18 protein-coding genes are annotated in these 21,231 nt (G+C 38.9%); 9 read left to right on the forward strand and 9 right to left on the reverse strand.

What is annotated here, in order from left to right:
* The first annotated feature begins 84 nt into the window (after positions 1-84).
* The 3 genes from BR73_RS0111250 (at position 85) to BR73_RS0111260 (ending at position 7,886) form a co-directional block, all read left to right on the forward strand.
* Positions 85-3,183 carry an alpha-mannosidase gene (locus BR73_RS0111250; RefSeq protein WP_033165603.1) on the forward strand — a complete coding sequence of 1,033 codons (3,099 nt, stop codon included), beginning with the start codon at positions 85-87 and terminating at the stop codon, positions 3,181-3,183.
* A 247-nt stretch (positions 3,184-3,430) separates the two neighbouring features.
* Complete coding sequence (locus BR73_RS0111255) at positions 3,431-5,278, forward strand: glycoside hydrolase family 20 zincin-like fold domain-containing protein (RefSeq protein WP_033165604.1); 1,848 nt, start codon at positions 3,431-3,433, stop codon at positions 5,276-5,278.
* Positions 5,279-5,522: 244 nt separating this feature from the next.
* Complete coding sequence (locus tag BR73_RS0111260; RefSeq protein ID WP_033165605.1) at positions 5,523-7,886, forward strand: glycoside hydrolase family 3 N-terminal domain-containing protein; 2,364 nt, start codon at positions 5,523-5,525, stop codon at positions 7,884-7,886.
* A gap of 272 nt (positions 7,887-8,158) precedes the next feature.
* Here the strand turns inward: BR73_RS0111260 and BR73_RS0111265 are convergent, their stop codons facing one another.
* Together BR73_RS0111265 and BR73_RS0111270 are read right to left on the reverse strand one after the other, a co-directional pair.
* Positions 8,159-8,380, reverse strand: a complete 222-nt coding sequence (locus BR73_RS0111265; protein ID WP_033165606.1) for a hypothetical protein — start codon at positions 8,378-8,380, stop codon at positions 8,159-8,161.
* 14 nt (positions 8,381-8,394) lie between these two features.
* The gene (locus BR73_RS0111270; protein WP_033165607.1) at positions 8,395-8,910 is read right to left on the reverse strand and encodes a hypothetical protein; all 516 of its coding nucleotides are present in this window, start codon (positions 8,908-8,910) and stop codon (positions 8,395-8,397) included.
* Positions 8,911-9,442: 532 nt separating this feature from the next.
* Here BR73_RS0111270 and BR73_RS0111280 point away from each other — a divergent pair.
* From BR73_RS0111280 to BR73_RS0111290, 3 genes are all read left to right on the forward strand, one after another.
* Positions 9,443-10,492 (forward strand): glycoside hydrolase family 88 protein, encoded by a 1,050-nt coding sequence (locus BR73_RS0111280; protein WP_033165609.1) that lies wholly within the window; start codon positions 9,443-9,445, stop codon positions 10,490-10,492.
* 87 nt (positions 10,493-10,579) lie between these two features.
* Positions 10,580-10,771, forward strand: a complete 192-nt coding sequence (locus tag BR73_RS0111285) for a hypothetical protein (protein WP_156034696.1) — start codon at positions 10,580-10,582, stop codon at positions 10,769-10,771.
* 168 nt (positions 10,772-10,939) lie between these two features.
* Positions 10,940-12,094: a glycoside hydrolase family 27 protein gene (locus tag BR73_RS0111290; protein ID WP_033165611.1), complete on the forward strand. Its 1,155-nt coding sequence runs from the start codon at positions 10,940-10,942 to the stop codon at positions 12,092-12,094.
* Positions 12,095-12,288: 194 nt separating this feature from the next.
* Here the strand turns inward: BR73_RS0111290 and BR73_RS0111295 are convergent, their stop codons facing one another.
* From BR73_RS0111295 to BR73_RS0111305, 3 genes are all read right to left on the reverse strand, one after another.
* Positions 12,289-13,125, reverse strand: coding sequence for an AraC family transcriptional regulator (locus BR73_RS0111295; RefSeq protein WP_033165612.1), 837 nt, complete (start codon positions 13,123-13,125; stop codon positions 12,289-12,291).
* Positions 13,126-13,273: 148 nt separating this feature from the next.
* A complete protein-coding gene (locus BR73_RS27390; protein ID WP_051685143.1) occupies positions 13,274-13,879 on the reverse strand; it encodes a nitroreductase family protein in 606 nt (201 codons plus the stop codon).
* Complete coding sequence (locus tag BR73_RS0111305; protein WP_033165613.1) at positions 13,870-14,721, reverse strand: class I SAM-dependent methyltransferase; 852 nt, start codon at positions 14,719-14,721, stop codon at positions 13,870-13,872. The genes BR73_RS27390 and BR73_RS0111305 overlap by 10 nt, the downstream gene beginning before the upstream one ends.
* A gap of 652 nt (positions 14,722-15,373) precedes the next feature.
* Here BR73_RS0111305 and BR73_RS26775 point away from each other — a divergent pair.
* Together BR73_RS26775 and BR73_RS27395 are read left to right on the forward strand one after the other, a co-directional pair.
* Positions 15,374-15,706 (forward strand): AraC family transcriptional regulator, encoded by a 333-nt coding sequence (locus tag BR73_RS26775; protein ID WP_051685144.1) that lies wholly within the window; start codon positions 15,374-15,376, stop codon positions 15,704-15,706.
* Positions 15,707-15,755: 49 nt separating this feature from the next.
* Positions 15,756-16,310, forward strand: a complete 555-nt coding sequence (locus BR73_RS27395; protein WP_051685145.1) for a hypothetical protein — start codon at positions 15,756-15,758, stop codon at positions 16,308-16,310.
* Between the two features lie 60 nt (positions 16,311-16,370).
* Here BR73_RS27395 and BR73_RS0111315 read toward each other — a convergent pair whose 3' ends face one another.
* Complete coding sequence (locus tag BR73_RS0111315; protein ID WP_033165614.1) at positions 16,371-16,940, reverse strand: TetR/AcrR family transcriptional regulator; 570 nt, start codon at positions 16,938-16,940, stop codon at positions 16,371-16,373.
* A 262-nt stretch (positions 16,941-17,202) separates the two neighbouring features.
* On the opposite strand from BR73_RS0111315, the gene BR73_RS0111320 reads away from it, so the two are divergent.
* On the forward strand, positions 17,203-17,961 hold the full coding sequence (locus BR73_RS0111320; RefSeq protein WP_033165615.1) for an EFR1 family ferrodoxin: 759 nt from the start codon (positions 17,203-17,205) through the stop codon (positions 17,959-17,961).
* Positions 17,962-17,986: 25 nt separating this feature from the next.
* Here the strand turns inward: BR73_RS0111320 and BR73_RS0111325 are convergent, their stop codons facing one another.
* The 3 genes from BR73_RS0111325 to BR73_RS0111335 all read right to left on the reverse strand — a co-directional run bounded on the left by BR73_RS0111325 (position 17,987) and on the right by BR73_RS0111335 (position 21,180).
* A complete protein-coding gene (locus BR73_RS0111325; protein ID WP_051685146.1) occupies positions 17,987-18,793 on the reverse strand; it encodes a YibE/F family protein in 807 nt (268 codons plus the stop codon).
* 157 nt (positions 18,794-18,950) lie between these two features.
* A complete protein-coding gene (locus tag BR73_RS0111330) occupies positions 18,951-20,063 on the reverse strand; it encodes a YibE/F family protein (RefSeq protein ID WP_033165616.1) in 1,113 nt (370 codons plus the stop codon).
* Positions 20,064-20,289: 226 nt separating this feature from the next.
* Entirely contained in the window at positions 20,290-21,180 is an 891-nt protein-coding gene (locus BR73_RS0111335) for an AraC family transcriptional regulator (RefSeq protein WP_033165617.1), read from the reverse strand.
* Positions 21,181-21,231: the final 51 nt, after the last annotated feature.

Genomic DNA, 21,231 nt, shown 5'->3' on the forward strand with positions numbered 1-21,231 from the left:
AAAGGAAGAATTATTGACCGGGGTATAGGAATAATTGCTTGTAAAAGCAATATGTAACTGTACCCTGAGTAGAAAGAGGTGTCTATGGTATTTCTGGATAAGAGAATTCGTGTTATCTGTGATGAATTAAAAAAGCTTTCAGTTGTACAAAAAGTTACCGTCGATAACTGGAAATTCAAAAAAGGAAATTATATATTTCCGGAGGATGCGGACAAAGCTGAAGCCCTATGGGAGCAATTCGACTGCAGAACCATGCACTGGTATGGTCCTGATGAACATTACTGGTTTCGCAGTGAATTTACAGTACCCCCTTCCATGGAGGGCAAAGCGGTATGGATGAATGTAAGAACTCAGATCGAGGAATGGGATGATGGAAAAAATCCGCAATTCCTGCTATTTGTTGACGATGTGGCAACTCAGGGGATAGATATGAATCACCGAAGAGTCCTTTTGACAAAGAAAGCAGTGGCCGGTCAGACCTATCGCCTGGATCTGCAGTCTTATACAGGAACACTTCACAGCGAATTTAACCTGATAGTTGAAATGCTTGAGATCGATCCTAAAATCGAAAAGCTTTATTATGATATAGAGGTACCTTTAAGTTCTTTTTCCCGAATGGAGAAAGACGATAAGGTAAGAAAAGACATTGAAGCAGTATTAAATAACTGCATTAATTTTCTGGACCTTAGAATTCCCTATACAAAGGAATTTTATGAGTCTTTAACAGCTGCTGATACCTATCTTGAGAAAGCTCTGTATGAGGACATGGCAGGTTATGAAGATGTAATTGCAACCTGCATCGGGCATACGCATATTGATGTTGCCTGGTGGTGGACGGTTGAACAGACCAGAGAAAAGGTTGGAAGAAGCTTCGCTACTGTGCTTAAGCTGATGGAGGAATACCCGAATTATAAATTCATGTCCAGCCAGCCCCAGCTATACTATTTCCTGAAGGAAAGATATCCGGAACTTTATGAGAGACTGAAAGAACGGGTAAAAGAAGGCAGATGGGAACCAGAAGGCGGTATGTGGGTTGAAGCGGATTGTAATCTTACTTCCGGAGAATCCTTAGTACGTCAGTTTATGCACGGAAAGAAATTCTTTAAAGAGGAATTTGGTGTCGATAACAGAATACTCTGGCTGCCGGACGTATTCGGCTATTCCGGAGCATTGCCACAAATTATGAAGAAGTCCGGAATTGATTACTTTATGACCACTAAGCTGGCCTGGAATCAATTTAACAAGATACCCAATGATACCTTGAACTGGAAAGGTATTGACGGAACAAAGATTTTTACCCATTTTATATCTACCCTTGGAGTAGGGCAGAGCACCAATGAATTTTTTACCACCTATAACGGTATGCTTCATCCTGATGCCATTATGGGCGGTTGGACCCGATATCAGAACAAGGAAATTAACAATGATATTCTGATATCCTATGGATATGGTGATGGCGGCGGCGGTCCCACCAGGGAAATGTTAGAGACCTCTCTTCGTATGGAAAAAGGGGTAAGAGGTATACCCAAAGTACGTCAGGAGTTCTCCCGAACCTATTTTGATGAGTTATACGACAGAGTAAAGGATAACAAAAGGCTGCCGGAATGGGAAGGAGAATTCTATTTTGAATACCATAGGGGAACTTACACCTCCATGGCAAGGAACAAACGCTCGAATCGTAAGAGCGAGCTGATGTTAATGGATCTGGAACTGCTCGCTGTTATGGCGTTGAAGGAGAATATTCCATATCCCGCAGAAGAAATTGATGCAATGTGGAAAAAAGTGCTGCTAAATCAGTTCCATGATATATTACCAGGTTCCAGTATTAAAGAGGTATACGAAGTTACAAAGCAGGAATATGCTGAAATAGCAGATACAGCCGGCTCTATTATTCGTAACTGCCTGGAGGCTTTAACGGGTGTAGGAGAAGGCGTGACCATCTACAATACCCTGGGTTTTGTAAGGGATGATATTGTAAATCTTGGAACTATTGAGGGGAAGGCCCTTAAGGATGAAGCTGGTAATATTTATCCGGTTCAAAGCACCGGTGATGGCACAGTTGCTTATGTTAAAGGATTACCTGCTAAAGGCAGTAAGACCTTTGAAGTAATAAGCGAAAAAGTAAGTAAAGCATCCTTTAAGCTGGCGGGTAATCTCCTTGAAACACCTTTCTATATCATTGAACTGGATGAACAAGGATTATTTACTTCCATCTATGATAAAGACAATGACAGAGAGGTATTACAGAAAGGTCAGCAGGCAAATCTGTTCCGTATTTATGAAGATAAGCCTATTTATTATGATAACTGGGATATTGATATCTTCTATACGGAAAAATTCTGGGATATAACCGGAATAACCCGCATGGAATGGACGGAGCTCGGCGAAGTTCGCGTTACCTTGGAAATTGACAGAAAGGTCAGCAATTCAGTCATAAAGCAGAAGATATATTTCTATGCCGACAGCAGAAGGATTGATTTCAATACCTACGTAGACTGGAAAGAGCATCAGCATCTTCTGAAAGTACATTTCCCTGTAAATATTCACTCTGATGAAGCTTCTTTTGATATTCAGTTTGGTAATCTTACGAGAAAGGTACATAGCAACACCAGTTGGGATATGGCCAGATTTGAAAGCTGCGGTCATAAGTGGATCGATCTGTCAGAAGGACATTATGGTGTCAGTTTGCTAAATGACTGCAAGTACGGTCACTCAGTCAAGGACGGCAACATGGCTGTCACCCTGATTAAATCCGGTATTGAACCTAATCCTGCAACAGATCAGGAAGAACATTACTTTACTTACGCAATCTATCCCCATGCTGAAGGCTGGAGAGCGGCAGGCACCGTAAGAGAAGCTGGCAGCTTAAATCAGCCGGCTTATGCGGTAAAAGGTGGTGTTCCCGGTGATTTTAACTCCTTCGCCTCCATTGATAAATCGAATGTTATGCTTGAAACTGTAAAACAGGCTGAAGCTGGTGACGGTATAGTACTGCGTATCTATGAATTTGAAAATGCCCTGACAAAAGCAAAAGTAACCCTTGAAAGAGCAGCAGACATTGTATCTGTTGAAGAGTGCAATCTGCTGGAGGAAGTAATTGCAGCAGTACCCAGATTAGAAGAAGGTTTTGCCTTTGAGATAAAACCATATGAGATAAAGACCTACAAAATTAAATTCAAATAATTGTAAATTTGTATTTCCTCATAACCAAAAATATTGCATAATAAACTTAAAGGAAAGAAGAAGCTGCCCCGCTTCTTCTTTCTGCAGCGTTTAATATATTAGTGATAAGGGGGTTGACCTTATCCGGAGATGATAATATCTTAGAAATTAATTTTTATTGATTGCTATTTCAGTGCATTCTGATTGACAGAACGCACTGGCCTGAGTGCAGTGGAGAACATATTTGTAACAAGAAAGGTGGGTGTTTATGAATATTATACCAAGACCCCAAGTGGTCGTAACGGGAAATGAGCATTTTGTTTTATCCTATCAGGTAAGAATTATAATTGATGCTGCCTGTGGCAGCGAAGTGTATACATATGCAAAGCTTTTGGGGAAGGATATACAGTTAAAGCTTGGCTATAACCTTTCCATCACAAAAGGGGAGGCTGATACCAACTGTATTTACCTGACACAGGCTGCAGCTATGAAATCAGAAGAGTACAAGTTGACCATTGACGCAGATGGTATACAAATCTATGGAGGGAGCAGTGCCGGAATACTTTATGGAATACAGACCTTAAGACAGGTCATTGCTATGGAAGGAGCGGTATTGCCATATTTGAGCATTGAAGATTACCCGGACATACCAAACAGGGGTTATTATTTTGATGTAACAAGAGGAAGAATCCCTACCCTTGCCTATTTAAAGAAGCTGGTAGAAAAACTCAGCTATTATAAAATAAATCAACTGCAGCTTTATGTGGAACATAGTTTTTTGTTTAAGGATTTAAGTGAGGTGTGGAGGGATGATACCCCTCTGACCGGTGAAGATATTCTGGAACTGGATGCCTATTGCAGGCAATATCATGTAGAGTTGATTCCTTCCCTATCAAGCTTTGGACATTTATATAAACTGCTGAGTTCTAAGACCTATGCTTCTCTTTGTGAGCTTGAAGATTCAGATAAGCAGCCCTTTTCATTTGATGACAGGATGGACCATCATACGGTGGATGTAACGAATACAGGCAGTATCCAGTTGATCAAGCAGCTTATTGAGGAATACCTGCCTTTATTTTCTTCCAGATATTTCAATATCTGCGCTGATGAGACCTTTGATTTAGGTAAAGGAAGATCAAAAAAACTGGCTGACCAGGCAGGTGTTAACAGCATGTATATTCAGTATGTCAGAGAATTATGCGAATACCTTGTTGATAAAGGGAAAATACCCATGTTCTGGGGAGATATTGTCAAAGGCTTTCCGGAGGCAATAAAAGAGCTGCCCAAAGAAACTATCTGCCTTAACTGGGGATATTCCAGATGTGAAGGAGAAGAGTCTGCCAAAGTACTTGCAAAAGCGGGAGCTGTTCAATATCTGTGCCCGGGAGTTGCAGGCTGGAATCAGTTTATTAATTTCATTGACGCTTCCTATGAGAATATCAGCAGAATGTGTTCCTATGCTTATAAATATCATGCAATAGGTGTTTTAAATACGGACTGGGGTGACTTTGGGCATATTAATCATCCGGAATTCAGTATAGCAGGTATCATATTTGGAGCAGCATTTTCCTGGAATCATCTGATTCCGGACAAAGATGAAATTAAGGCTCAGATATCCGGTCTTGAGTTTGAAGACAGTTCTCTTTCTTTTGTACATAATGCGGCAATACTTTCAGAAAACAGCGTGTTTGACTGGTTACATGCTGTCCGTTACATGGAAATGGAAAGTAAGGGAAAAAGTGAAGAGGAGAAGGAGCATTTCCTGACATCAGTGGATTTTAGCGATGTGAAAGCGACCAATGATACCATCAAGCAAGGTATCCTTCACTTGTACAGGAATCTGAAACATCTTGATACTACAAAAAGAGATCAGGTTAAACCTTATATTGTTGCGGCAGAAGGTATGGTGCTGTTCAATACCATCGGTGCTACTCTTTGTAAAGAGCTTTACGGTGTGGACAGTGAAGCTGCCGAGAATTCAAAGACTTTGGCTGAACAATTGGAGCATTGGTTCTATGCTTATAAGGAAGTGTGGAGAACTGTAAGCCGTGAATCAGAGCTATACCGTATACAAAATGTAATCCTTTGGTATGCTGATAAACTGAGAGAAAATTAGAGATTAATAAAAAGAGTGGTATTCTGCGTCGTGATTTTGGGAAACATAGCCCGCTATACCTCCCAAATCCTCTTTGTCTACTGCAAAGCGGAATGTTCAGTTTGGCACAAGCAGTTTTCAAACATGTCCCAGGAAGAGTGAAAGAAAATTATTAATAGAAAGGCTGCCACGTTAAGATTCTTTCACTCCTTATTATTTGTGGCAATATCGCAGTTTGGCCTGCGATATGCAATGGGTATAAAATATGAAATATTTATATCAGGACAGTAACCTTTCTCCAAGAGAACGTGCAAGGGATTTACTATCTCATATGACAGTACGGGAAAAGGCAGGTCAGCTTAACCAGCATTTATACGGATTTCAGGTATATGAACGAAGGGAAAATGAAGTTGAATTAAGCAGAGAACTCATAGAGGAAGTAGAGTACTATGGAGGTTTGGGTGTACTCTATGGACTTTACCGGGCAGATCCCTGGTCGGGTAAAACCTATGAGAACGGCTTAACCGGAGTTCTGGCCCCCAAGACCTATAATAAGATTCAAAAATTTGTCCTGGAACATTCAAGACTTGGTATACCCATGTTATTGAGTACAGAATGCCCTCACGGACATCAGGCTCTTGACGGATATCTTCTGCCGGTTAACTTAAATGCAGGAGCAGCCTTTCACCCGGAGCTTGTAAGGAAGGCATATGAGGTCTGCGGCAGCCAGTTAAAGGATATGGGAGTTCACCTGGCACTTATTTCTGTACTGGATGTTTTAAGAGATCCCAGATGGGGTAGAAGTGAAGAATGTTACAGCGAAGATCCGTATCTTTCCGGAGAGCTTGCAAAAGCTGCTGTTACGGGAATTCAAAGTACAGGTATAGCCGCAGTGGCAAAGCATTTCTGTGCCCAGGGAGAAGGGACTGGAGGTATCAATGCCAGTGCCGCAAGGATAGGAGAAAGGGAACTAAGAGAAATCCATCTTCCTTCTGCAAAAGCCTGCTGTCAGGCTGGGGTACAGGGAATTATGGCAGCATATAATGAAATAGACGGTATCCCTTGTCATAGTAATAAAAAGCTGCTGACAGGAATCCTTAGGGAAGAGATGGGGTTTGACGGTATAGTCATGGCAGACGGACTGGCCATTGACCGATTGGATGTCATGACAGGGAATAATGCCCGTTCAGCTGCCATAGCGTTAAAGGCAGGAGTGGATGTCAGCTTGTGGGATGAAGGCTTTACAAGACTTGAAGAGGCTTATGATAATGGCTTTCTGTCAATGGAAGAACTTGACAGAGCAGTCTTTCGGGTATTGAAGCTTAAATTCGAACTGGGGCTCTTTGAAAATCCGTACATTGAAGAAAAAGATATCTCAAAATTATATTCTCACAAGAACCATCCGGAAGCACTTCAATTGGCAAGAGAATCTGTGTGCCTGTTAAAGAACGAGGACAATATTCTTCCCCTTGATAGAAAGAATATAGGTTCTATTGCAGTAATCGGACCCAATGCTGATGAGATCTATCATCAACTGGGTGATTATACACCCCCGGTACGGGAGGGAGAAGGAATTACTGTATTAAAAGGGATTAAAGAATTCCTAAAGAACCACGGAGACGATATAACCGTTAGGTTTTCAAAGGGTTGTGGTTTAATCAGGAAAGAGGAAGACTATATTGAAGAGGCGGTTCAGTTAGCAAAGGCTTGCGATTATACAATACTTGTTCTGGGTGGATCCTCCAGCAGGTTTTCCAAGGTTGAATTTGATGCAAACGGTGCAGCAAAATTAGGTGAAAGCCTGGATATGGACTGTGGTGAAGGAATCGATTCGGCAGTATTAAGCCTGCCAGGTCTGCAGGACAGGCTGACAGAAGCAATAGCGCAAACAGGAAAACCAATTATCACTGTCCTGGTTCAGGGCCGTCCTTATGCCATACCGGAGGTAAACAGGTATTCCAAGGCACTGCTATGTGCCTTTTATCCGGGAATAGCAGGTGGGCAGGCGATAGCAGAGGTACTTTTTGGAGAGACCTGTCCTTCGGGGCATCTTCCAGTATCTTTGCCAAGGCATGTGGGACAGCTGCCGGTTTATTATAATTATAAAGACTCCTATAATGCCATGAATTATTCGAATATACCAGATAAAGCACTTTATTCCTTTGGCTATGGTTTATCCTATACAACATTTCATTACAGCAACATAAAGCTTAAGTATCAGTATGCAATAGATTGCGGTGGAGCAGACAACTGTCTAAAGGATAAGAAGCAGATAGAATGCTCAGATAGTGAAAGTATAGGACTGACGCTTAATGATATGAAAAAGGGCTGCATAGAAGTGGAAGTTAATATAACCAACAACGGTAATTATGACGGTTATGCACTGATACTGCTTTTTATAAAGGATCTGCAGTCCAGTGTCATAAGGCGCGTAAAAGAACTGAAAGGCTTTACAAAGGTCTGGGTTAATAAGGGAGAAACAAAAAGAGCTGTCTTACAGCTGGATGAAGAAAAGCTCTCAAGCTGGAATGAGTTTATGGAGTTTACAATGGAGGCAGGAGATATTCAACTGATGCTATCGGATGGCTGTCAGACTTTCTGGCAGGGGAAGGTTATATTATCAGAATAGCAGGCAAGAAATAAATTCATCAAAGTGCAGTATTTGTATAAGAATACTTAGGGATTTTCAATTAAGAAAGCAAAGAGCTGCTGTAAAAAAATTAAAGAATAAAAGTATAACCGTATGGCTTTCTGTATATATACCTGAAAGCCATACGGTTTCTTCAAGGTTATCTTTGCACTTACTAAAGCTTTCTATTGTAATATTTCTTAGGTTTTAATTTGCTTCCATTAATAATGGTCATATTTGTTCATAAAATACAAATATAATGGGGCAAAATATTAGAACATATCATTGATTTTCGTTACGATATCATCGTAGGTCTGGCCCGTAGCTATTGCATAAACGGAAAGGAGAAAAACGATCAGGGTAACGATAAGGTAAACAGGGCGAAAAGTAAATCCGCTGCCGTTATTTTTGTGTCTAAGGTATAAAAACAGATTAACAGCTAAATACCCTAAAGTAATAAAGCACACAATATAAGTAATTATCTGAGGTGTCATAATTTCCTCCTTTGTTAAGTTAACCCAAAGCGGCTGCGAAGTGCCTGGTACTCCTTGGGCTGGCTATAGTTAAGCTGATACTCTGAGGCACTTGGCAGTACATCGGCTACTGTCTGTACAGAAAATAGTTGTTTCCCGGTCTCGTCATGGAAAAGATAATTTGTCCCTACTGAGCCATAGGGGATAGCTTTAATCTGGCTTAGGGGATATTCTCCTACAAGCTGAATTTCCTTCTCTTCCGGAAGGTAGCTGTAAACTATAATAGGACTGTTATTAACATCAAATACCAGAACATAGGAATAATAAGTAGTTTTGTTCAGAAGAAAGCTTGTTTGCCTGGTGAAATGGCCGTTGACAAACAGTCTGTCTGACAGATTGATGCTTTCTAATTCCAGGAGTTTCCTGATTTCTTCTTTCAACTCGGAATTATGTTCCTCCATTAATCCGCTTTCCTGATATTTCTTCATAGATACTTTATAATAGATTGTGTAACCTGCTACGAATACAATTATTAATAAAAACCACCACATTACTATCAACTCCTTTATTGTTTTTTCAGTGTTCAGAAATCACATCCATGAGTAAGCTCTGCAGCTGCAGGGAAATTATAACAATATTATATAATATTATTAGCCGAAAATCAATACAAAATATAATTGAAATAAATTAAATTTAGAACAACTTAATTTGAAAATAAATCTGAAATATTCCTGAATATTACTATTAATCTTTTATCTAATATAAATCATCTGAAAAAAGGGGTACCTATGAACGAAACATTTCATAGGTACCCCTTTGGGGTTAAATATTAGTATGGATCTTGAACTTCTGTTAATCTACTATTTGTGTAGTTTTGTAATTAATCAGCTCTTGAATATGAAGCTACTTATAGTTTGGCTTTGGTGTAATATGGCTGAAGTGTTTGAAGAATATATAGTAGATGGGAAGAAGCTTGACAATAAAATTAGGTTGAAATCTGGCAGAAAAAATGAAAATAACAATTGAAAAGGCCTGTACGTTTCCTGTAGAATAAATATCATAACAACTAAAGGAAGGTATATTATGGGAAAACTGATCTATGATAAAGAGGAGATACTTGGTGCAATTGATAAAATAGTTGAGCGAACCAAACGAATGGACATGTCCTGGGACTGGCCATGTGGAGTTGCATATTACGGGTTGGCTACAGCCTATGAAACTACAGGAAATAAAGAGTATATAGAATTTCTGAAAGAACGAATTGATGAATTAATAGACATTGGACTTCCCACCTGGACAGTTAATACCTGTGCTATGGGACATTGCCTTATTACCTTGTATCAGGAGTATGGCGAAGAGAAATATATGGACCTTATTAAATCAAAGGTGGAGTATTTAAGCCACAAAGCCCTGCGCTTTGGCGATAATGTACTTCAGCATACGGTATCCAGCAAGAATGATTTTCCGGAACAATGCTGGGCTGATACTTTATTTATGGCAGCATATTTCCTGTTAAGAGTAGGAGTAATGGAAAAGGAGGAAGCACTGATAGAGGATGCCCTGAATCAGTATTACTGGCACATACAGTATCTGCAGGATGAGAACAGCGGATTATGGTATCATGGGTATAACAATATAAAGAAAGACCATATGTCAGGTTTTTATTGGGGAAGGGCTAACTGCTGGGCAGCCTATACCATGAGCCGGGTAGGTAAAATTCTGTCGGAATGTTACCTATATCCGAAATATCTTGAGATAGTTGGAAGTCTTAATGAGCAATTATCCGCTCTTAAGCTGCTTCAGACAGAACAGGGACTCTGGAGGACGATTCTAAACGATGAAGAAACCTATGAAGAATTATCTGCCTCTGCCGGTATAGCTGCTGCTATGATCTGGAAAGGGAATCCTCTTCATATTAAACATATACAAAGAGCCTTACAGGGAGTACTTAAGAACATCGCTCCCGATGGCCGATTGATGAATGTATCCGGTGGAACTGCAGTTATGAAGGATAGAGAAGGTTATCAGAATATCTCTGTAAAATGGATTCAGGGCTGGGGACAAGGGCTGGGACTGGCATTCTTAAGTGCAGTACTTATGTCTGACAGTATTTTAGGAGATGGAGCGCTGTAACCAAATCCTGTTCAGGAGGAGTATATTTTGAAAAGCCATATATAATCGGTATTGCCGGTAGCAGCGCCAGCGGTAAATCTACCTTAAGTGATGAATTGGGGTTTAAGTTTTGATGAGATCTCAGAAGTTTATCTGGATTTGGTTCGGTATCGACATGACGAATATGTTGAACCAACCAAATGGAGGGCAGATTTAATAATAAACGGTTCAAATCCCTCTGAGAAAGCTGTTAAAATGATTCTGAGTTATGTACTCGGCGAGACAGAGTTAAAGGAATAAACCTAAGTTTCTGTTCCACACTGTATAAAATGATTGATTGTATTAATAAGAATTCCTAAAACAACAAATATCCATGTAATAACAACATAATACAATTCCTTTTATTATTTATCTGATATATTCTACTGATTGTAATGTAAACATAAAAGCAGCAGAAAGGATAATAATATGGAAAAGATGCTGGGATTTAACCCGCCCATGGGATGGAATTCCTGGAATACGTTTACCTGGGATATTAACGAAGAATTAATACGGGATGTGGCAGACTGTATGGTTAGAGATGGGTATCGTGATGCAGGATATGAGTATATTGTAATTGATGATTGCTGGAGTCTGAAAGAGAGGGATACAGAGGGAAGACTTGTTCCTGATCCTAAAAAGTTTCCAGGGGGAATGAAGGCATTAGCTGATTATATACATGAGAAGGGTTTGAAATTTGGCATGTACTCTTGCGCCGGAACACATACCTGTGCAGGGTTTCCGGGAAGCTTTGAACATGAGTTTCAGGATGCAGAAACCTTTGCTTCCTGGGGAGTGGACTTTTTAAAGTATGATTATTGCTTTAAGCCCCGCCATATGTCGGGAGAACTCCTTTACAAGCGAATGAGCCTGGCACTTAAGAATTGCAACAGAGACATCTTATTTTCTGCCTGCAACTGGGGATTCGATAATGTGTATCAATGGATTAGAGAATCCGGTGCACATATGTACAGGTCTACGGAAGATATCAGGGATAATTGGGAATCCATAAAGAAAATAGCTGTCAGCCAGTTGGATAAAGAATGCTTTACGAGTACCTTTTGCCATAATGACATGGATATGCTGACTGTAGGTATGTATGGGGGCAGTAACAGCAGCTTTATTGGGAGTGTCGGCGGATGTACTGATCAGGAATATAAGACACATTTTTCCCTTTGGAGTATGATGGGGTCTCCTCTGATGATTGGCTGCGATATTCGCAATACCAGCCAGATTACAAAAGATATTCTACAGAACCCAGAGATTATCCGTATTAATCAGGATGCAGAGTCAAGAGGAGCATATCGGCTTCAGGCGGAACCCCAATGGTTTAATGCAGAGGAATGTTTTATTTTGGTCAAGGTGCTGACAGACGGAGATATAGCCATAGGCCTCTTTAATCTGAGTGATGGACAGAAGGAACTCGCTGTACAATTTTGGGACATGGGGATACCTTCAGCAAGCAATAAGGCATTGTCTTTATTTGATTGCTGGAACCATAAAGAACTTGGAATTTACAAGGAACGATTTGCGGCAGTCGTTCCGGCACATGACTGCTTAGTAGTACGTGCAAAGCTGGTGTGATTATGTCTGAATGGAACTACTGTAAAGACTGCGGAGTAAAACTCTCAGAGGATGAAAAAGCAATTTGCTTTAAGCTGATTTCAAGAACAACTTCAGTATTCTATTGCATCGATTGTCTTTCTGTTAAGTTATCCTGTAGCAGTGAAGCAATAAAAAGCCGGATTCAATATTATAGAGAATCCGGCAATTGCGTGCTATTCCGATGAGGATAAACAGTTTTGGTTCAATATTCGTTCAATTCTATACTGTGTTGGCGTTGCACCGGTTATGCGTTTGAAGATTTTGGAAAAATACAGGGGATCAGCATAACCTACAGAATAAGCTACAATCTTTATCTCGAGATCAGAATGATAAAGCAGCTCACAAGCCTTTTTGATTCGGTAAGCAGTAAGATATTGATGCACCGATTGATTAGTTGCTTGTTTAAACAATCGAAAAAGATAAGTGCGGTCAATATTTACATGCTGAATTATATCTGAAATCATTAACTCAGTTCTCCAGTAGTTTGATTTTATAAAATGTTTTGTAGCTTTGACATAATCAAAAGTTACGGAGGACTGATTTTTAGGAAAGTACTCTATATAATAGGAAAGTAATAAACGAAGTCTTGCACTGCCGCGCTCAATTTCAAAACGATTTATTCGGTAGGCTTCAGGAATATGGTATAGATTTCTCCACTCTATGGGGCATTCAGGTGAAAGGGGTTGTGTTACCGGACACTTAACAGATAAAGTGGTTAAATCTATTAATTCCTTTACCTCATCCCCTCGAAACTCCACCCAGACATATTCCCACGGATCCTGTTCCTCTGGATAATAATACACCTCGGTATCCGGAAAAATTAGAAAGCTTTCTCCTGCCTGCAATTGGTGACAGACCTTGTTCACCATATAATATCCTTTGCCGGAAATTATATAATGAAATGCATATAAATCACGAACACCCGGACCCCAACGATGTAAATCAGCTGGCTTATATCCAAAACCGACACAACGTAATGAATCAAATGAGAAGGTATTTACGTCTCTCATAAGAGCTCCTTTTCAATAGAGTAATAATCATATAGAAATAAAAATGTAATGATAACTTATTTTATCATCTGTCAGGCTGTTTCGCAATGAAAAGGCTTAGCAGTCTGCTCTAAATTCCTGGAAATCTCGTAAGAGTTTGAGTGGGAACTTATTTCCAATAATCATAGAATACGATGTCCTCTAACTCCTTTATTTTCTTGTCACAGGGTGCCTCTGCGGCATATCCTGCGGGAAGCAGGTATAAACAGGTAATATGTTCCGGAAGCTGCAAAACCCTGTTAGCTTCTGCGATATCCAGAAAACCTACTATGCAGGCGGAAAGGCCATGGGCTGTTCCGGTTAGAATAATATGCTCTGCACCGATTAAAGGGGCAGCATTTTCAAACAAGGTAGTTCTGGCTTTTCTATCCGGATATTCACATAAATACTCTATAAAGTCATTGTTAAAACGTAGCTTGTTTACTAAAAGTCCAAAATCCCCATCTGTTTGTTCAGCAATATCCCAGCTTAAATCGGCACAACAGGCAAATACAACAGGAGCTTGTGCAATCCACATCTGATTTCCGGCTGCTCTTGCAAGCTTCTCTTTTATCTCCGTAGCTTGTATTACTCCGTAGTAAGTACTCTGTGAATTGCCGGGTGAAGGTGCCAGTCTTGCAGCTTCCAGCATTTCTTTCAGAATGTCTTCTGGTATGGCAGTAGTTTTATAGCTGCGGGCAGATCTTCTTGTCTTTATAATAGTACTTAATTCCATTGCATTACCTCCTTTGTGGCTGCCGCACATATTACTTTACTTTCTGGATTATAATCGGCCCCTGCTATATCTCCGTATAAAGCTATATTATAAAAGCCAGCAGTATTTAAATCCCTTCTAAGTTCCTCTTCTGTAAAGATGTGATCCCAGATATTATAGCATTCCATGTTATCTTTTGTAATGATAACAGTCTGATTAAGCCTGGTATTATCTTCAGGATAGATAGAATGGGAGCTGATACATACATGGGGTTTGGCACTCCAGAAGCCACTTTCCTGCTGGAACCAATCCCGGGATTCGGATTTCCCTTCATATGCTTTGGGAGCAGTTACATCAAGAATGAATTTACCCCCTGGTTTCAATGCTTTAAATATTCTCTTTAATAATTCTTTTCGATTATTCTCAGACATAACGCAAAAATCACAATATATAAGTGTTATGACATCAAATTCCTCCTGGAAGGATAACTCCAGATAATCCTGATAGATATAAGTGATATCGGAGCCATTCTGCAATGCACTGCTGCGGGCATAAGCTATTGAACGGTGTGAGTAGTCTATCCCGGTCACTCCATACCCGTTCTTACAAAATCTTTCCGCATATAGTCCAGGACCGCAGCCCAGATCAAGTAACTTCGTATATTGTAAAGGAGGTGCTATCTGTGTAATCCAGTCCACTGATCTTGTTATAAAAGCGTGATTTCTGGAAGCGGCATCCCAACTGGGATCAAGATGGGCTTTTAGCATTTCGTTGGAAATATGCTCATCGTCCCAGAATTTTGCAGTACTTGGTTCGTATAGCTCAGGTTTCTTTGAGAGTAGGTCTATTAATTTTTGATACATAAGAATTCCTTTCGTGAATATCAGATCTTCGATTTGATATATCTTAATGTGCATTTGAAAAAGCGTCTTTTGTTTTTAGTCTAAATTACCATGGTTCTATTCTGTGATAACATGAAAAAAGCTGTGGAATTATCCACAGCTTTCTGGTATTTGAAATAGGTGCGTGGATGGAAGAATGAAAATCATATTTTGGACAAAGAAAATAAACTGCTGCAAAACAGTCTGTTTTTCTTATTCGGTTATGATTTTATTCGTCTTTTCCACGTTCTCACTTATATTACTGATTATGCAATATCAAGTGTGCCGGATTGCGTCACCTCTTAAATTCATGTTATCACGTCAATAGGATAGCATAGATTTTTTGCTCCGTCAATATTAGGAAAATAATAAGTAATAGTTTATTATGAAGAGATAAATAAGATAGACATCTGGTGAAATTATTTGATTTGGTATATAATGTAAAATGTTTGAAAATAATTAACCCAAAAATAATTAATGCAAAAATAATTAATGCAAAAATAGTAATACGAAAGTAAATGTCATTATATGATACTCCAATATTTATAAATCATCATTATAACTTTGCAGTACTGGCGGTTTACTGCAAAGTGAATTCTCTGCTTATATGTTATATTTAAAACGAGGTGATACAATGGAATGGCTTGATAAAATGAATAGTGCAATTGACTATATTGAAGCACATATAGGTGAAAAGATTGATTATAAAAAAGTGGCACGGATAGCCTGTTGTTCTTTGTCTGGATTTCAACGGCTGTTTACCTTTGCAACGGATATAACATTATCGGAATATGTCCGATGCAGAAGAATGGCATTATCAGCTCGTGAGCTAACTGAGAGTAATGAAAAAGTCATCAATATTGCATTAAAATATGGTTATGAGTCACCGGCTGCTTTTTCACGTGCATTTCAAGCTTTTCACGGGCTCCGCCCCCACCGGCGTGCGAAAAACAGGCATTTATTCTGATTATCCCAAGATCTCACTTCAGATTAAAATAAATGGAGGAAATTTATGTATGAGCACGAAACCATTAGTAAAAATTGAAGAACATGGACATGAGCGGATTGTCCAATTTTTTGTGAATTGTCAGGCGCCGGAGGAAGTTGCGTGGACCCAGATGAGAAACTGGTGTGTTAAGAATTTAAGTGATTTTACTGCACGAAGGTATATCGGTTGTGCTCCCAAAGGGCATCATCCTGACGGTGAAGAGCACCATACTGGAGAAGAGGAAGGTAAGCATGAATACCTTTCCTGTATGTTTTTGCTTGAGGAAGAAGGAGGCCATAAGAAGTTTAAAGGTGCTGATGTCTGTGATGCACCGAAAGGTTTATTTCTTGTCGGTGATGTAGCTCTTAATGAATTCGACGAAAAGGGATTACTTGATATAGGTGCATCAATGATGAAAGCTTATGAGATAATGATGGAATTCATCAAAGATACACCGGAGTATGAATTTGAATTACAAGTTAGGCCTTACTACGAAGAGCATGTATTTTCAAAGGAGTGGTTTCAGTCAGGAGGTGAACCGTCAGGCTTTAAATTATGGCTGCCTATAAAAAAATTGAAATAGAATATAGGTATACAGTTAAGTGACGATAAGACTTATATTGACTTAATCATATTATCGAAATTATAAGGCTGCTACCAGATAATTTAAATAATAATGTGCCTGTTCCTTGGAACAGGTATTTTCTTTTAGGAAACTCCACTCCAATATCAGCAATATGGTATTACTGTAATGATCGGCCAGTATTTCATAGGGGATTTTACAGGGTTTGGTTTGGGAGCATTGATAAAAGATTTCTCGTGTACTGGTATTCATATACATACGGAAATGATTATACATAATACCTTCTTTTGTGTTATATTTGAGAATTTTTATTAAGCCTGTAATATGTTCAAGACAGAAATCGTAGATTCTATCAAACAGTCCGAATAAATTCTCTTCAGGGTTATGGCATTCATGGTCTTTTATAAAAATCTTTTCTACGAGACAATACCAGCAGTAACCCAATAAATCATACTTATCCTCGAAATAGTTATAGAAGGTTGCTCTTGGGTAACTGCTTTTTTCGCATAATTCATTGACTGTAATTTCTTCAAAAGCTTTGTTACTAAGTAACCCTAACAGAGTTGCCGAAAATGCAGCCAGGGTTCGCTGGGAGCCACGGGTTAATCTTTTATTTATGTCGATTTTCATAATTTATACCCTTACATATCGCAGGCCTGCCTGCGATACTGCCACAAATAAAAAAGATTGAAAGAATCTCCACGTGGCATCCTTTCGATTTATTATTTTCTTTCACTTTTACTCCTTGCAGATATTCAAATTTGTCTAAGTTTAGACAGTATGTGAAATATGAAACTTGATATAACTTAATTCACAATATATCATAATAAATGAATATAAACAAGTGTCTAAATTTATGCGCTTGTCCTATTTCGAGGAGAGGAGAATAACTATGATATTTTACTTTTCAGCAACGGGTAATTGTAAATACGTAGCCCAGAAGCTGGCAGAGGCAACAAATGACAGAATTATCTCTATTACAGAATGTTCAAAAGAAAATAAGTATCGCTTTGAATTGCAGAGCCGGGAGAAAATAGGGTTTGTTACTCCGGTTTATTTCTGGGGGCTTCCTACAGTGGTACTGGATTTCCTGGAGAGGTTAGAGCTGCAGCAGACAGACAAACATTATGTGTATCATATTGTAACCTTTGGCACTCTTAATGGAAAAGCACAGATCATGATGAAGGAAGCCTTAATGAAAAAAGGAATTACCTTAAACGGTAAATTTATGGTTCAGATGGTTGATACCTGGACACCGGTCTTTGATTTGTCGGACAGTGAAAAAAACCGTAAGGACACTCAGGCAGCAGATATTATGATTGCTGAAGCAATTCAAAAAATAAAGGGAGAAATTACAGGAGATTTCAATAAGAAAAAGGGACCGCCCATTGGAGGGGTTTTTTATAAACTGTATGGAACAGCCAGAAGGACTAAGAAATTCAAAGTGGAGGATTCCTGCATAGGATGTGGTCTGTGCGCTAAGAACTGTCCGGTAGATGCAATAGAGCTGCAGGGTAAGAAACCGGTGTGGGTGAAGGAACGCTGTGCACTCTGCCTGGCATGCCTGCACCGATGTCCGAAATTTGCAATCCAGTATGGTAAGAATACAAAGAAACATGGGCAATTCGTAAATCCTTATGTTAAGCTCTAATATGAGAAACAGTAATACCGGGTTATCAATTTTTCTTATGATTAAATAATAAGTGTACGTATTTTGAAAGGCTTTTGGAAGCTTTCTCTGATAATAAAATATGAGCAGTTATTCCGGCAGTTACCGGTATAATTATGGTAACACCAAGACCACTACATAATATGGAGATGATCTCAGCACAAAAGACCTTTGAATTCATAATGGTGCCAAAGGAATAATCCAGATCTTTCATCCATAAGATCAAAGCCATAAAGCCGCCCACAAATGCGAAATATAAGGTATTAGTCGTAGTTCCAAGAATGTCTCTTGAGATGTTTAGCCCGGATAGAAATAGATTCCTTCGGGTGATAGTAGGATTATGAAGAAATATTTCGTTCATGGATGATGAGATGGAGATGGCAGTGTCATTAATTGCACCAATTAACCCCATAATTATGGTACTGACAGCAATCTTATTAAAATCAATACCTATGGTAAGTGTGTACAGACTGATTTCCTCGAATTCTTCTTCGCTGAAACCTTGTATTCTGGTTATACTGCCCATAATATAAATTAACAGGAACATTCCTGCCAGTGTAAGGAGAACCGAGAGGAAAGCAGCAACGGTCTTACGACTTATTCCATTAATATAAAAAAGAGTAAAAGAGCTTACCAAGATACAGGCTAATATAGTTACAAGGATTGCATTGAGATTATGAGCAATCAGTAGGATGCTAATAAAAAGGATTGAAAAATTTATAATTAGTGATAGAAAAGACCTGCTGCCTTTTTCTTTTCCGATTAATTTCATTAAGATAAAAAGAATAGCAGCTAAAATAATAATAACATTCATAATACTTAATCAAGCTGTTAGGATGGCTGGTAAGAAGTGTCTAATACACTTTATTTACCCTAACCCTGGCAGTGGTTCCTTTCTCGTTTTATGTTAATGCTAAAACAATGCGATAAGCTGGGGGCTGTCTTTTTTAAGCTTAGCAGTCCGATTGTTTTTATAATGAAGCTTTTATGAACCTTTGTCGTATAAACAAAGATAGGTATAAAGATATGGGTATAGTAAGAACGATTCCGATGCCTCCTGTCAGTGCCCGTATCAGTTCTAGGGAAAGATTAATACTAAAGGTATAACCGACTTGATAACTGTTTCTTAGGTAAACAAGCAGTATTGGTATTGTGCCGCTTACATAGGCAAAAAATAATACATTTGCCATAGTTCCCATAATATCTTTTCCGATTTCCATTCCGGACTCTTTGAGGGCTTTTGTGGATATGTCAGGACTTTTCTCACAAAGTTCGTGGATGGAGGAAGAAATTGTAATGGCAACATCCATAACTGCCCCCAGGCAGCCTACCAGTATCTCGGCCATAAATATTTCATGGGGAGGCCTTGTAAGAAACTGCATCTCTTCATATCTTACTCCCTTTTCATTTGTCAGCTTCATTACGGTATATGCTATGAGTAGGGTAATGAAGGTTCCGAGCAAGGTGGATAGAATAGCTGTAAATGTCTTTCTGTTATAACCACTGACAAGCAGCAGGGACAAAACAGTAAAAATAATCACTACGACACTGCAGATAAACAGCAGATTGATACCTTTCCTATACAAATCCATGACAAAAGAGAAGAGAACGATATTAAATAATAAAGTCAGTAAAGAGTACAGACCTTTTCTTTTGCCGACTGCTATGATAAATACGATAAATAATACGGCCATTAATACGAGATAATAATCTCGTTTCAGGCCTTTAATAGTCCCTGTCAATTGTGCTTTGTCTTTGTTATCCAGAGAGATAAAGAGTTTATCTCCAACTTTATATTTATTGTCAGCAGCACCGGAATAGGTATATTGGTTTTTTAGCTTCACTTCTTTGCCGATAAAATCGCCGTTTACGATTTTGCCAGTTAAGAGTTGGATATACGTAATATCTTTATTTCCGTAATAATCGGTTGTCTTTTCTTCTTCCAGTAATTGAACTTTTGTTACTTTAACAAGAGTCTCTTTGTAATAAGCATAATTATTATTAACAAACAGGATGGAAAAGAGGCAGAATAATCCTAGGAGTAGATAAAGTATGAGTTGTTTTTTATATTTAACCTGTTTCATAAGCGCACCGTTATATGTATTACCCTAAATTAATAATGTGTAAATTTCTTCAAACATAGTATCACATTATACTGGGAATGTAAATGTTATAAAACCTTAACCCAAGTGTAATAATTATGGTTAGAATAAAGACTGTCATTATTGAGCTTTAAATTTGTTTAGAGTGTAAAAAAAGACAGCCGAAGCTGTCTCAGTAAATCATTATAGACCAGGTTTTTAGAGGTATTCATAGGTTCACCTCAAGATTCACACCGCGGTATTTTTCTCGTAATTTGCCCGGTGATATGCCCACATACTTATGAAAAACTTTATTGTAGTAATTAGCACTTGTATAACCTACCAGATGAGATATTTCTTCTAAATTATAGTCTGTGGTTACCAGCAGTTTGATCGAATGTTCTATTCTGAGTTTCGTAAGATAGTTCCAGGGAGTAATGCCTATAGCTTTCATAAAGGTATGATTGAAATGATACTTAGACATCTGTATGTTATCTGCAATATCATCGAGACAGATATCCCTGTGAAAATTATTTAGCATAAACCGGATGGAGGCATCTATTTGGTTATTGCTGGTCAAATCCTTCGCAGCAGGGTGGTTTAAAGTTCTATTTAATTTCATGATAAATTCATACCCAATGGAGGAAGTGTCATAGCCATCTTTGATTTCATTGTTAACAGCCTTCCAATAGGTTTCAAAAAGAAATTTTATCACTTCGTCGTCTTTATGAAAGGGAATTACACAACCATGTGTCTCCTGCAACTTCGTCCATTCCATAAGCGGAAGTGAGCCGTATAAGGTTATAAAGACAAACTCCCACTGTTTGGAAGTTTCGGGCAGATAATATTGATGGTCACTGGGTATGGCAGCGATGAAAGCTGTGCCTTCCTGCAAATTGTGTGTTTGTCCATCCACCTGAATAATACCGTTTCCCGACAGGGTGTATTGAAAGATGCAATTACCTGCTTCGTCAGGTCTTTTCCTGCCATCAAAGAAATAAGAAGGAGAGGACTGTATCTGCCAGCCGAAAGAGTGAAGCTGTACAGGTGGTGTTTGTGGCCCTATTAAATAACGATACCCAAAAGACTTGTGCATGAAATCTTTATCTATATTCAACAATATATTACCCTCCTGACACATTATATTACCGTTGTTTTAGTGTAAATGCGA

The sequence above is a fragment of the Clostridium sp. KNHs205 genome (assembly GCF_000702945.1).
GTDB lineage: Bacteria > Bacillota > Clostridia > Lachnospirales > Lachnospiraceae > Anaerocolumna.

Coding starts and splice junctions, on each gene's coding strand:
- BR73_RS0111250 (WP_033165603.1), top strand. CDS start 85: ATGGTATTTCTGGATAAGAGAATTCGTGTTATCTGTGATGAATTAAAA.
- BR73_RS0111255 (WP_033165604.1), top strand. CDS start 3,431: ATGAATATTATACCAAGACCCCAAGTGGTCGTAACGGGAAATGAGCAT.
- BR73_RS0111260 (WP_033165605.1), top strand. CDS start 5,523: ATGAAATATTTATATCAGGACAGTAACCTTTCTCCAAGAGAACGTGCA.
- BR73_RS0111265 (WP_033165606.1), bottom strand. CDS start 8,380: ATGACACCTCAGATAATTACTTATATTGTGTGCTTTATTACTTTAGGG.
- BR73_RS0111270 (WP_033165607.1), bottom strand. CDS start 8,910: ATGTGGTGGTTTTTATTAATAATTGTATTCGTAGCAGGTTACACAATC.
- BR73_RS0111280 (WP_033165609.1), top strand. CDS start 9,443: ATGGGAAAACTGATCTATGATAAAGAGGAGATACTTGGTGCAATTGAT.
- BR73_RS0111290 (WP_033165611.1), top strand. CDS start 10,940: ATGGAAAAGATGCTGGGATTTAACCCGCCCATGGGATGGAATTCCTGG.
- BR73_RS0111295 (WP_033165612.1), bottom strand. CDS start 13,125: ATGAGAGACGTAAATACCTTCTCATTTGATTCATTACGTTGTGTCGGT.
- BR73_RS27390 (WP_051685143.1), bottom strand. CDS start 13,879: ATGGAATTAAGTACTATTATAAAGACAAGAAGATCTGCCCGCAGCTAT.
- BR73_RS0111305 (WP_033165613.1), bottom strand. CDS start 14,721: ATGTATCAAAAATTAATAGACCTACTCTCAAAGAAACCTGAGCTATAC.
- BR73_RS26775 (WP_051685144.1), top strand. CDS start 15,374: ATGGAATGGCTTGATAAAATGAATAGTGCAATTGACTATATTGAAGCA.
- BR73_RS27395 (WP_051685145.1), top strand. CDS start 15,756: ATGAGCACGAAACCATTAGTAAAAATTGAAGAACATGGACATGAGCGG.
- BR73_RS0111315 (WP_033165614.1), bottom strand. CDS start 16,940: ATGAAAATCGACATAAATAAAAGATTAACCCGTGGCTCCCAGCGAACC.
- BR73_RS0111320 (WP_033165615.1), top strand. CDS start 17,203: ATGATATTTTACTTTTCAGCAACGGGTAATTGTAAATACGTAGCCCAG.
- BR73_RS0111325 (WP_051685146.1), bottom strand. CDS start 18,793: ATGAATGTTATTATTATTTTAGCTGCTATTCTTTTTATCTTAATGAAA.
- BR73_RS0111330 (WP_033165616.1), bottom strand. CDS start 20,063: ATGAAACAGGTTAAATATAAAAAACAACTCATACTTTATCTACTCCTA.